General features: G+C 67.1%; 10 protein-coding genes. 2 read left to right on the top strand and 8 right to left on the bottom strand.

Features of this window, described 5'->3' with window-relative positions:
- Window positions 1-28 precede the first annotated feature (28 nt).
- From H276_RS0100585 to hemE, 4 genes are all read right to left on the bottom strand, one after another.
- Entirely contained in the window at window positions 29-775 is a 747-nt protein-coding gene (locus H276_RS0100585; protein ID WP_026356425.1) for a class I SAM-dependent methyltransferase, read from the bottom strand.
- 154 nt (window positions 776-929) lie between these two features.
- Window positions 930-1,625: a hydrogen peroxide-dependent heme synthase gene (hemQ, locus tag H276_RS0100580; protein ID WP_018600500.1), complete on the bottom strand. Its 696-nt coding sequence runs from the start codon at window positions 1,623-1,625 to the stop codon at window positions 930-932.
- Window positions 1,626-1,629: 4 nt separating this feature from the next.
- Window positions 1,630-3,006, bottom strand: a complete 1,377-nt coding sequence (locus tag H276_RS0100575; protein ID WP_026356424.1) for a protoporphyrinogen oxidase — start codon at window positions 3,004-3,006, stop codon at window positions 1,630-1,632.
- Complete coding sequence (hemE, locus tag H276_RS0100570; protein ID WP_019969363.1) at window positions 3,003-4,064, bottom strand: uroporphyrinogen decarboxylase; 1,062 nt, start codon at window positions 4,062-4,064, stop codon at window positions 3,003-3,005. The genes H276_RS0100575 and hemE overlap by 4 nt, the downstream gene beginning before the upstream one ends.
- A 155-nt stretch (window positions 4,065-4,219) precedes the next feature.
- Here hemE and H276_RS0100565 point away from each other — a divergent pair, with 155 nt between their 5' ends.
- Together H276_RS0100565 and H276_RS0100560 are read left to right on the top strand one after the other, a co-directional pair.
- Window positions 4,220-4,759, top strand: coding sequence for a DUF3000 domain-containing protein (locus H276_RS0100565; RefSeq protein WP_231376584.1), 540 nt, complete (start codon window positions 4,220-4,222; stop codon window positions 4,757-4,759).
- Complete coding sequence (locus tag H276_RS0100560) at window positions 4,756-6,006, top strand: ribonuclease D (RefSeq protein WP_019969361.1); 1,251 nt, start codon at window positions 4,756-4,758, stop codon at window positions 6,004-6,006. The genes H276_RS0100565 and H276_RS0100560 overlap by 4 nt, the downstream gene beginning before the upstream one ends.
- Window positions 6,007-6,109: 103 nt before the next feature.
- On the opposite strand, the gene dxs is transcribed toward H276_RS0100560, so the two are convergent.
- The 4 genes from dxs to H276_RS0100540 form a co-directional block, all read right to left on the bottom strand.
- Entirely contained in the window at window positions 6,110-8,023 is a 1,914-nt protein-coding gene (dxs, locus tag H276_RS0100555) for a 1-deoxy-D-xylulose-5-phosphate synthase (RefSeq protein ID WP_019969360.1), read from the bottom strand.
- A 27-nt stretch (window positions 8,024-8,050) separates the two neighbouring features.
- Window positions 8,051-9,349 carry a Na+/H+ antiporter NhaA gene (gene nhaA, locus H276_RS0100550; protein WP_036460437.1) on the bottom strand — a complete coding sequence of 433 codons (1,299 nt, stop codon included), beginning with the start codon at window positions 9,347-9,349 and terminating at the stop codon, window positions 8,051-8,053.
- Window positions 9,350-9,449: 100 nt separating this feature from the next.
- On the bottom strand, window positions 9,450-10,673 hold the full coding sequence (locus H276_RS0100545; RefSeq protein ID WP_019969358.1) for a class I SAM-dependent RNA methyltransferase: 1,224 nt from the start codon (window positions 10,671-10,673) through the stop codon (window positions 9,450-9,452).
- Window positions 10,670-12,670, bottom strand: coding sequence for an APC family permease (locus H276_RS0100540; protein ID WP_019969357.1), 2,001 nt, complete (start codon window positions 12,668-12,670; stop codon window positions 10,670-10,672). Before H276_RS0100540 ends, H276_RS0100545 begins: the two co-directional genes overlap by 4 nt.
- Window positions 12,671-12,723: the final 53 nt, after the last annotated feature.

Below are 12,723 nucleotides of genomic sequence, written 5' to 3'. Positions count from 1 at the left end.
CGGCCGACGATCCAGGCGTCCAGCTCGGTCAGCCCATCCTGGTGGCGTGCACTTCCCAGAACGGCATGTGCACGCGGCCGTCGGTCAGCCACGGTTCGATGACCCGCAGCCGTTCCAGTAAGGGTTCCATGCCCTCGGCCATGTCGGGGTTACGAGCGGCCATCATCTCGAAGGTCTCGACGCTGACGTTGCCCTGGTAGGTGGTGGGGCCGAGGTAAGTGATGTCCCAGCCCGCGTCCGGCAGTACCGCCCGGAAATCGTCGATCGTGAGGGACCGCGGCATACGGAAACCGTTGACGTTGTGGTCACCGAACTCGAACATGAACAGCCGAGCCCCGGGTTTGGTGGCGCGATGCAGCGCGCGGACATAGGACTTCTGCAGTTCCCGCTGGCCGGTGAACACATGGAAGAACGCGGAGTCGACGACGGTGTCGAACCGGCCCTCCAGGCCGTCGAGTTTGGTGGCATCGGCAACCTGGAAGTCGACCGTTACCCCGGCCTTCGCGGCGTTCTCCCTCGCCCGTTCAATCGCACTGGGCGACGCGTCGATACCTGTGGCAGACAAGCCTTTTGACGCATAGTGGATGGCGTGGTGGCCGGGACCGGTACCGGGATCGAGCACTTCACCCTTGACGGCGCCGACCGCGACGAGCTGCTGCACGACCGGTTGCGGACCACCGATGTCCCACGGGGTCGCGGCCGGTAATCCATGCGATGTCCGCTCGTCGCGATACATCTCTTCGAAATGACGCGTGGTGTCTTCTGGAGCAGTCATATCCGCGAGGGTAGGCCTGCCCCCGAAATACCCAGGTCAGGCCGCCGGTCGGGTGTTACTGCACGGCACCATCTGTCACGCTGGAGTGACTGTCGGGCTCGACAGTCACTCCAGCGTGACAAACCGAGCCAGACGACCCGCCAGGCGGGTGTCGCTACGGCAGCTTGGCGACGAGTTCCTCGACAGCGACCCGTGGCCCGGTGAAGAACGGGGTCTCCTCACGGGTGTGCCGCCGGGCGTCGGTGGCGCGCAGATCCCGCATCAGGTCCACGATGCGGTCCAACTCGGGCGCCTCGAACGCCAGGATCCACTCGTAATCGCCCAGGGCGAAAGCCGGAACGGTGTTCGCGCGCACGTCCTTGTACCCGCGGGCGGCCATGCCGTGTTCGGAGAGCATCCGGCGGCGCTCCTCGTCGGGCAGCAGGTACCACTCGTAGGACCTCACGAACGGGTACACGCAGATGTAGGCGCCGGGATCCTCACCCGCGATGAACGACGGAACATGGCTCTTGTTGAACTCGGCAGGCCGGTGCAGCGCGGCACTGCTCCACACGGGGTCACTGACCCGGCCCAGCGCCGTGGTGCGGCGGAAGTCGGCATAGGTGGCCTGCAACGCTTCGATCTTCTCGGCATGGGTCCAGATCATGAAGTCGGCGTCGGCGCGCAACCCGGCCACGTCGTACAGGCCGCGGACCACGACACCGCGATCCTCCTGGGCCTTGAAGAACGACGCAGCCTCGTCGATGACATCGGCGCGATCCTCCCCCAGTTCACCTGGGTTCACCGAAAACACGGAGAACATCAGGTAGCGCAGGGTGGAGTTCAGTGCGTCGAAATCAAGCTTGGCCATAGGCCTATCGTGCCACGCCGGGTTTCAGCAATGTGTCGGCAGCACGGGTGGCCGACGCCACACATGCCGGCACCCCGATGCCGTCGAGATAGCCACCGGCCACCGACAGTGTCGGCGGTAACCCGGCACGAAGCTCGGCCACCAGTTCTGGGTGTCCCGGGCCGTACTGCGGCATCGCGTCGATCCACCGCTGCACGTGGCTGTCGACCGGGTCAACGGTCACCCCGAACAGGGTGTTGAGGTCGCGCGCGGCCCACGCCAGCAGGTCCTCGTCGCCGGTGTCGCGGGCCAGGGTGTCGCCGTAGCGGCCGAACGAGAGCCGCACGAGTTCGACGTTGCCACGGCGTCCCCATTTGCGAGACGACAAGGTGACGGCCTTTGCGTTGACGGGGTTCCTGGGCTCGTCGCCCTGATCGGTACCGGCCACCAGTACCCCGGACTGCTGCGGCAGCGGTGTCCCGCCCGGCAGCGCCAGGGCCACGACCGCCGCCGAGGCGACGCGGATGCGACGAGCCGCAGCCGCGGTCCCAGGTGCGATGTGCTCGATAAGCTTCGGCAGCCGCGGCGCCGGGACGGCCAGGATCACCGCGTCGGCATGCCACCGGGTGCCCTCGTCGTCGAGCACCTCCCAGCCCTGCTCGCCCCGGTCGACACGCTCGGCGCCCACCTGAACCCAGCGGGCCGCCGACCGGCGGTGCAGTTCGTCCAGCAGCACGGAGTAACCGCCATCCAACGCCCCGAACACGGAGTCACCGGTCGGGGGTGGCAGCGCCGCGCGCACGGCATCGGTCAGGCTCGGCGCACCCCGGTCAAGTGCCGTGGCCAGCGGCGGGACGGCCGACCGCAACCCGATGGTGGCCGCCGACCCCGCGTACACACCGGCCAGCAGCGGGTCGACCGAGCGAGTCACCACCTGCGCTCCGAACCGGTCTCCGACAAGCTCAGCCACTGTGGGATCGGCGCCGCGGCGCCAGCGAAACGGTCGCGTCCGCTCGTCCAGGATTTGCGCCACGGTTGCGTCGTCGACGAGCCCCCGCAGCGACGATGCCTCAGCGGGAATGCCCTGCAGCGTGCCCAGCGGCATCGGATGTAGCCGCCCGCCGCTGTAGATCAGGGGACGCACTCCGGTGGTGGCGATCTGGCGCCGTGTCAGCCCCAGCTCGGCCAGCAAAGCCGGCATCTCGGGCCGGCGGACCACGAACGCCTCGGCGCCGACATCGAGTGGTTGCCCGCCGACACGCTCGGTGCGCAAGATTCCACCCAGCCGGTCGGCCGGGTCCAGCAGTGTGATGTCGGCGTCGGGACCGGCGGCCAGCCGCAAGCGGTAAGCCGCGACCAGGCCCGAAATCCCGCCGCCAACAATGCAGTACGCTGCTCTCACAGCGCGTGGACCAGCGCCACTGCCTCGGTGATGATGCCAGGATCGGTCGCAGGCAACACCCCGTGGCCCAGATTGAAGATATGTCCGGCGGCACCGGCGGCGACCGCCTGACGCCCGTCCTCCACCACCCGGCGCACCGCGGCTTCGGCTACCGGCCAACCGGCCAGCAACACCACGGGATCGAGGTTGCCCTGCAGAGCGGTGCTCGGCCTGACCCTGGCGGCCGCGTCGACGAGTGACGTACGCCAGTCGACCCCCACCACGGCAGCCGTGGCCGGTTCCACCGCCTCGGACATGGCGCCGAGCAGTTCGGCCGTGCCCACACCGAAGTGAGTCATCGATACTCCGGCCGCGGCCAGGGTTGCGAACACCCGGGCGCTGTGCGGCAGCACGTGGCTGCGGTAGTCGGCCAGTGACAGCGTCCCGGCCCAGGAGTCGAACACCTGCAGGGCGTCCACCCCGGCTTCCACCTGTGTTTGCAGGAATGCGATGGTCAGATCGGTCAACACCGTCATCAGCGCGTGCCAGGTCTCCGGCTCGCCGTGCATCATCGCTTTGGTGCGCTCGTGATGGCGGCTCGGGCCACCCTCCACGAGGTAGGACGCCAGCGTGAACGGGGCGCCCGCGAACCCGATCAAAGGCACCTCGCCCAGCGCCGACACCAGCAGTGACACCGCCTCGGCGACCGGTGAGACCTGCTGTGGCTCAAGCGGCTTCAATCCCTGCACGTCGGCGATCGTGCGGATCGGGTGCTCTATCACCGGCCCCACGTCGGGCACGATGTCCAGACCGACGCCGGACGCCTTGAGCGGCACCACGATGTCGGAGAACAAAATGGCAGCGTCGACGCCGTGGCGCCGGACGGGCTGCAGGGTGATCTCACAGACCAGTTCGGGGTCGAAGCAGGCCTCCAGCATGCGGTGCTGGGCGCGCAACGCCCGATACTCAGGCAGGGACCGGCCGGCCTGCCGCATGAACCACACCGGCACACGGTGCGGGGTGCGGCCGCTGGCGGCAGCCAGGTAGGGCGACTTGGGCAGCTCGCGACGGGTATTCATCGGCTCCTATGGTGCCACGGAGCCGGTCACATGATTCCCACACCGCCGCGCCGGCATCAATACGGCGCGCCTGCCCACTGTCCTGGCCCGATGGGCTAGCGTCAAATGATGTGACGTCTGCCGAACCGGCACAGTTCCGGACGGCGGTGGCGGCTATGAATGCCACCTCCGTACGCCCGGAAATTGAGCTGGGCCCGATCCGCCCGCCGCAGCGGCTGGCGCCCTACAGCTACGCGCTGGGCGCCGAGGTCAAGCACCCCGAAACCGCGATCGTCCCGGAGCGGTCCGAAGGCGATGCCTTCGGCCGGCTGATCCTGCTGCACGACCCCGAGGGCGCCGAGGCGTGGGACGGCACCATGCGGCTCGTGGCGTACATCCAGGCCGATCTGGATTCCAGCGAGGCCGTCGACCCGCTGCTGCCTGAAGTGGCGTGGAGTTGGCTGGTCGACGCCCTGGATACCCGCGCCGAGCATGTCACGGCGCTCGGCGGCACCGTCACCGCCACCACTTCAGTGCGGTACGGCGACATCTCCGGCCCCCCGCGTGCCCATCAGCTGGAGCTGCGGGCCTCGTGGACGGCCACCAACCTGGAGCTGGGACCGCACGTGGAGGCGTTCTGTGAAGTCCTCGAGCACGCGGCTGGGCTACCCCCGGCCGGCGTCACGGACCTGAGTTCCCACGCGCGCGTGAGATGACAGACGGAGAATCAGACCTTAGCGAGGCGGCCGAGCCCGAGGCCACTCCTCTGCTCGCACCGGCTGCCGGCGTACCCGAAGTGTGCGTCACCTCCCAGGAGATTTCCTCGGCGGCAACGCTTCTCGCGCGCGGCGCAGGTCGGTTCGCCATCGACGCCGAGCGCGCCTCGGGATTTCGCTATTCCAACCGCGCCTACCTGGTGCAGATTCGCCGGGCCGGGGCGGGCACGGTGCTGATCGATCCGGTGAACCACGGTGGCTCCCCGATCGACGCGCTGGCCCCCGTGGCGCACACGCTCGAAGCCGACGAATGGGTGTTGCACGCCGCCGACCAGGATCTGCCGTGCCTCGCCGAGATCGGGTTACGCCCGGCCCAGCTCTACGACACCGAACTGGCGGGCCGGCTTGCTGGGTTCGAGCGGGTCAATCTGGCGGCCATGGTGCAGCGACTGCTGGGCCTGCAGTTGATGAAGGGCCACGGTGCGGCCGACTGGTCGAAGCGGCCACTTCCCGACGACTGGCTGAACTACGCCGCACTGGACGTTGAGGTGCTGTTGGAGCTGCGGGACGCGATCGCGGCAGTGCTCGAGGAGCAGGGCAAGACAGACTGGGCCACACAGGAATTCGAGCACCTGCGAACCTACGTCGGGCAGCCCACCCGCCGCGAGCGCTGGCGACGCACGTCAGGAATCCACAAGGTACGCAATCCGCGGGCCCTGGCCGCTGTCCGGGAACTGTGGACCACGCGCGACAACATCGCCCGCGGCCGCGATATCGCTCCCGGCCGCATCCTGCCCGACTCGGCGATCGTCAATGCCGCCACTGCCGATCCCAAGACCGTCGACGAGCTGACTGTGCTGCCGATCTTCGGCGGATCCAAACAACGCCGCAGCGCGCAGGTCTGGCTCGACGCACTGGAGCGCGCCCGGCAGAATCCTGACCCGCCGACGGCAGCCGAGCCGCAGAACGGCCCGCCACCGGCCGTCCGCTGGGGCAGGCGCAAACCAGAGGCCGCGGCCCGGTTGGAGGCCGCGCGGGCCGGCCTGGCCGAACTGTCCGCACGGGTTTCGGTACCTGCAGAGAACCTCATCACGCCCGAGGTGGTGCGCCGGCTGTGCTGGGATTGGCAACCGGTGCCCGACGTCGCGACGGCGGTCGAGGAATTCCTGATCGAGGCTCAGGTGCGGCCCTGGCAGCGAGAGCTGACGGTGCCGATCCTCACCACCGCCCTGACCATCGAAAGCTGAATCCGGGCAACATCTCTCGCGAGTCGGTTGCTACTGTCGAGCGCCCGTGGCGTCGTCGAAACCTGGTCTGACAGTGGGCCGCAAGACGGTGACCCGCACGGGATCAGTCGACTTGTTCGGACACTTCGCGTTCGGCGGCCGAGGTGCCGATGGCTGCCACCCAACCGGTGATCTGCCGAGCGATGTGCTGATCCGTCAGTCCCACGTCGGAGAGCACCTCGTCGCGCGAAGCGTGCGCCAGAAACTCCTGCGGCACCCCGACGTCGCGGCACGGTACGTCGATCTCGTTGTGCCGCAATGCCGCCGAGACCGACGAACCGACGCCGCCGTGCACACCGTTGTCCTCGACGGTGACCACCAGCTTGTGCGTGCGCGCCAGGTCGCGGAGCGCGTCGGGCACCGGCAGCACCCACCGGGGGTCGACCACTGTCACGCCGATACCCTGGTTGCGCAGCCGTTCGGCCACCGCGAGCGCCATCGGCGCGAACGAGCCGACGGCCACCAACAGGACGTCATCGGTAAGGCCGGGCGTCGGGACCGCCAGTACATCGATATCACCGCGCCGCTCGATCGCCGAGATGTCTTCGTCCACATCGCCTTTGGGGAAGCGGATGGCGGTCGGCCCGTCGGTGACGGCGAGGGCCTCGGCGAGTTCCTCACGCAGCCGTGACTCGTCACGGGGAGCGGCCACCCGGATACCGGGCACGATACCGAGGACCGACAGGTCCCACATCCCGTTGTGGCTGGCGCCGTCGGGACCGGTGACACCAGCGCGGTCCAGCACCAAGGTCACAGGCAGCTTGTGCAGCGCGACATCCATGAGCAGCTGGTCGAATGCCCGATTGAGGAAGGTCGAGTAGATCGCCACCACGGGATGCAGACCGCCCATCGCCAGCCCGGCGGCCGAGGTCATCGCGTGCTGTTCGGCGATACCCACGTCGAAGAAACGGTCCGGGTAGCGCTCACGGAACGCACTCAGCCCCGTCGGCCCGGGCATTGCCGCCGTGATCGCCACGATGTCGCGGCGCTTGGCGGCAATCTTGATCAGCTCCTCGGAGAACACCGAGGTCCAGCCAATTCCAGAGGCCTTGGTGGCCAGCCCGGTCTCGGGGTCGATCACACCGCACGAGTGCATCTGATCGGCCTCGTCGTTCTCCGCCGGTGGATAGCCCATGCCCTTGCGAGTGACCACGTGCACGATCACCGGTGCGTTGAAGCCCCTGGCATACCGCAGCGCGTTCTCCACAGCGTGTTCGTCGTGACCGTCGATGGGGCCGATGTACTTGATACCCAGATCGGTGAACATCACCTGCGGGGAGATTGCATCCTTGATGCCCGCCTTGATGCTGTGCATGCACTGATAGCAGAACTCGCCGACGACGGGCAGTCCCCGGACAGCCTTGCGGCCCTCTTCGAGGATCCGCTCGTAGCCGGGCTGCAGCCGCAGGCCGGCCAAGTGGTCGGCGAATCCGCCGATGGTCGGTGCATAGCTGCGGCCGTTGTCGTTGACGACGATGACCACCGGGCGCCCCGCGGTGGCGATGTTGTTCAAGGCCTCCCAGCACATGCCGCCGGTCAGCGCGCCATCCCCCACGACGGCCACGACGTGACGGTTGCGGTGCCCGTTCAGTTCGAACGCCTTGGCCAGGCCGTCGGCGTAGGACAGCGCCGAGCTGGCATGACTGGACTCCACCCAGTCATGCTCACTCTCACTGCGGGCCGGATAGCCCGAGAGGCCGCCCTTCATCCGCAGCGAGTCGAAGTCCTGGCTGCGCCCGGTCAACACCTTGTGCACGTAGGCCTGATGGCCGGTGTCGAAGACGATCGGATCGTATGGTGAATCGAACACCCGGTGCAGCGCCAGCGTCAGTTCGACCACACCCAGGTTGGGGCCAAGATGCCCGCCGGTTGCAGCGACCTTGTGAATCAGGAATTGCCGGATCTCCTGCGCGAGGTCAGTTAGCTGTGACTGCGACAGGTGTTGCAGATCAGCGGGACCGCGGACCTGTTCAAGCATTCGTTCAGTGTACGCACGGAACCTGGTTCAGCCCTCGCGTGGCGGGTAGATGTCGGGCACATCGTCGTGGTCGGTATCGACGGTCTCCAGTTGCTCGATCCGCCGGTATGCCGCGTTACGCGCGACCAGCACCAGCGCGGCCAGCAGACCTGCGATAACCGATCCCGTCAGCACCGCGATCTTGACGTCGTCGTCGGCGACGTCACCGTGGCCGAACGCGAGTTCCCCGATGAGTAGCGACACGGTGAAGCCGATGCCTGCCAGTAACGCCACACCGAGAACATCCCGCCAGGCCAGGCCTTCGCCCAGGCTGGCATGGGTGAATCGGGCCAGCAGATATGTGGTGCCGAACACCCCGATGGGTTTGCCGAGGACCAACCCGGCGATGACGCCCAATGTCACCGGATGCGTCAGCGCCAGGCCGAGGCCAGACCACCCGCCGACCGTCACACCCGCGGCGAAGAAAGCGAACAGCGGTACCGCGATACCGGCCGACAGCGGCCGCATGCGGTGCTCGAACTGCTCGGCGGCGGCGTGGCTGCCCAGGACCGGAACGGTGAACCCGAGCAGCACCCCGGCCACGGTGGCATGCACCCCGCTGGCGTGTACCAGCATCCAGGCGGCCAGCGCCAAGGGCAGCAGAATCCACCACCGCCGGACACCGCGCTGCACCGCCAGGCCGAACAGGCTGATCGGGATGAGCGCGGCCGCCAGTGGACCGGGCGCCAGGTGATCGGTGTAGAAAACGGCGATGACGATGATGGCCAGCAAATCGTCGACCACTGCCAGGGTCAGCAGGAAGATCCGCAGCGCCGACGGCAGATGGCTGGACAGCACCGCGAGCACCGCAAGTGCGAAGGCGATGTCGGTCGCGATCGGGACCGCCCAGCCGCCGAGGTTTTCCGAGTGTCCGGTGGCCAGGTTGATCGCGACGAAGATCGCCGCAGGCGTGACCATGCCACCCACGGCGGCGGCGATCGGCAGTGCGGCGCGGGCCGGGTCGCGCAGGTCGCCGGCGACGAACTCGCGTTTGAGTTCCACCCCGACGACGAAGAAGAAGATCGCAAGCAGACCATCTGCCGCCCACGCGGCCACGCTGAGGTTGAGGTGCAGGGATCCCGGCCCGATCACCAGCGCCGACAACCGGTGATACGTCTGCGCCCACGGCGAATTGGCCCAGATCAGCGCGGCACTCGCGGCCACGAGCAGCAGGATGCCGCCGACGGTCTCCTTGCGCAGGATCTCGGATATCCGGCCGGCCTCGGCCCAGGATCCGCTGCGGGTCAGCAGCCGCCGGCCGAACCGGCCATCACGGTTGCTCACCATGACTCCGTGGGCAACGTTCTCCGCCGAGCAGACACGCAAGTCCCCGACACGCCGCAGTTCCGGTACACCCATGTCTGCTCGGCGTGGTCAGTTGGCACGGTCAGCGGGTCAGGATGGCAACGCACTCGACATGGTGAGTGAGCGGGAACGAGTCGAACACCCGCAACTCCTCCACCGCATAGCCATGCTTGCGGTACAGACCCACATCGCGTGCGAATGACGCTGCTTCACAGCCGATATGGATGACACGCGGCACCTCCGCGGCCACCACCTGATCGATCACCTCGCGGCCTGCGCCGGTACGCGGCGGGTCGAGCACTGCCACGTCGGCACGGGCTCGCTGTGTCGACAACGCGCGCCGCACCGAGTCGGTAACCACCGACACCCAGGGCAGGTCGGCCAGAGCGGCCCGGGCCGATCGCGACGAACCGCGCGACGTGTCCACGGTGACGACGTGTCCGCCCTCGCCGACCTGCTCGGCCAGAGCGGCAGCGAAAACCCCTGCGCCGCCGTACAGATCCCACGCCGTCATACCGGGTTGCAGCTGCGCCCAACCGGCGACCAACTCGCTATAGAGCGCCGAGGCGTCACGATGGGCTTGCCAGAACGCCGTCACCGGCACCCGCCACACCCGGCCCCCGACGCGCTGCGTGGCGTCGTAATTGCCTTCGATCACCCGGGTCGTGTGCTTGCGTCCATCCTTGGCCTTGGCGACCTTGGGCTGCTCCGCGGAGGCGCGCGAGACGACCACATGGCGGACGTCGTCCGAATCAAGTGCCACGTGCAGTTGTGATCCCGTGGGCCAATGCGATCCGGCCAAACCGTCGAGCAGCCCGGCCGGCAACTGGGCACAGTTCAGATCGGCGACCAGCTCAGTGCTGTGGTAACGGTGGAATCCGGCGGTGCCGTCGGCCGCAGTGTCCAGCCGCACCCTGGTACGCCACCCGGTCGCGCCGACCACTCCGACGGGTTCGGCACTGGCCGAGGCATCGTCGGGCCAATCGTATCCGCCCAGTCGCGCCAGCTGATTGGCCACCACGGCGCCCTTGAGCCGCTTCGCCGCCTCAGGTTCGACGAATGCCAGATCACAACAGCCCGCACCGCCGACACCGGCAATCGGACACAACGAGTCGACCCGGTCGGGTGAGGCTTCGATGACCTCGGAAGCCTCAGCGTGCCAATAGGATCCACGCTCATCGGTAACCCGCGCCCGCACCGTCTCACCCGGCAGCGCGTAACGTACGAAAACCACCCGGCCCTCGTGACGCGCCACGCAGCTGCCGCCGTTGGCCGCCGCACCCGTGGTCAGGATCAGCTCAGTCACTCCAGGAATCCTCTGCGGGCATCGCCGGGAGCACTACCCGGAGTCAGCGTGATCTTCACCCGTTCGGATGAATTGAGTTGCCAGGGAACCGATGTCACCATCACGTTCGGCATGAACAGCAGCCGACCCTTGAGCCGCAGCGCACTCTGGTTGTGCAGCACCTGCTCCCACCAGTGGCCGACGACGTACTCGGGTATGAACACCGTGACGACCGTGCGCGGCGACTCGTTGGTGACCCGCCTGACGTAGTCCAGTACAGGCCGGGTGATCTCACGGTATGGCGACGCGATGACCTTGAGCGGCACGCTGATATCGCTGTCCTCCCATTGGTGGACCAGTGCACGCGTCTCGGCGTCGTCGACGCTGACGGTGATCGCTTCGAGCACGTCAGGACGGGTGGCCCTCGCATAGGCCAGCGCCCGCTTGGTCGGCAGATGCAGTTTGGACACCAGGACCACGGTGTGGTTGCGGCTCGGCAGCACGATGTCGCCTGCCTCGGCCGCGTCTTGCACCTCGAGTTCACGGGCCACCGTGTCGTAGTGCTTGTGGATCAGTTTCATGACCACGAACAGCGCGCTCATGGCCAGGATCGCGATCCACGCACCGGCCAGGAATTTGGTCAGCACGACGATCACCAACACCGTGCCGGTAGCGGTGAGTCCGATTGCGTTGATCACTCGCGAGCGCATCATGTGCAGGCGCGTCGGTCGATCGGTCTCGGTGCGCAACAACCGGGTCCAGTGCCGCACCATGCCGATCTGGCTGAACGTGAACGACACGAATACACCGACGATGTAAAGCTGGATCAGCGCGGTCACCTCGGCCCGGAACGCCACCACGAACGCTATCGCGGCGAAGGCCAGGAACAGGATGCCGTTCGAAAAGGCAAGCCGGTCACCGCGGGTGTGCAGCTGGCGGGGTAGGAAGGAATCCTGGGCCAGGATCGAGCCGAGCACCGGGAAACCGTTGAATGCGGTGTTGGCCGCGAGCATCAGGATCAGCGCGGTCACACCTGCAATCAGATACAGGCCGATCGGGAAGTTGTGGAAGACCGCTTCGGCCAACTGCGCGACGAGAGTCTTCTGATGATAGTTGGTGGGCGCGCCGATCAGCTGCTCTGCGGGACGTTCGGCGATCTTCACCCCGGTAGCCTTGGCCAGCACGATAATGCCCATGAGCAGGCTCACCGAGATGACACCGAGGAGCAGCAGCGTGGTGGCCGCGTTGCGCGACTTGGGTTTCCGGAACGCAGGTACACCGTTGCTGATGGCTTCGACACCGGTCAGCGCCGCCGAACCCGACGAGAACGCCCGCGCCACCAGAAAAATGAGCGCGAACCCGAGTACTTCACCGTGCTCTGGATTCATCTCGAAGCCGGCCGATTCGGCTCGCAGGGGGTGGTCCAGTACATAGATCTGAAACAGCCCCCAGCCCAACATGATGTACATGCCGATCATGAATGCGTAGGTCGGGATGGCAAACGCGATCCCCGATTCCCGGATACCGCGCAGATTCATCGATGCCAGCAGGAGGATCGCGATGACGGCGATGATCACCTTGTGCTGTGCGACAAACGGTACCGCCGAGCCGATGTTCGACATCGCCGACGACATCGACACGGCCACCGTCAGCACGTAATCGACCATGAGCGCACTGGCGACCGTCAGTCCCGCGGTGTGACCCAGGTTGGTGGTGACCACCTCGTAGTCACCACCACCGGACGGGTAGGCGTGCACGTTCTGGCGGTAACTGGCGATCACGATGAGCATGACGCCGCCCACGGCCAGGCCGATCCACGGCGTCAGTGAATACGCGCCGAGCCCGGCCACCGACAGCACCAGAAATACTTCCTCGGGTGCGTAGGCCACCGATGACAACGCGTCAGATGCGAACACCGGCAGCGCGATCCGCTTAGGCAACAGGGTGTGGGAGAGCTTGTCGCTGCGGAACGGCCGCCCGAGAACGAGCCGACGCGCTGCGGTCGAAACCTTGGACACGAGTGCCAAGGGTAGGCCCACGACCCGAGAGCGGTAGCGTTCCCACTGCACGG

Origin of the sequence: Mycobacterium sp. 141 (assembly GCF_000382405.1) — a bacterium.
In the GTDB taxonomy this organism is placed as follows: Bacteria; Actinomycetota; Actinomycetes; order Mycobacteriales; family Mycobacteriaceae; genus Mycobacterium.
The sequence above is the reverse complement of the archived record's forward strand: the minus strand, read 5'-3'. Positions and strand labels throughout refer to the sequence as shown.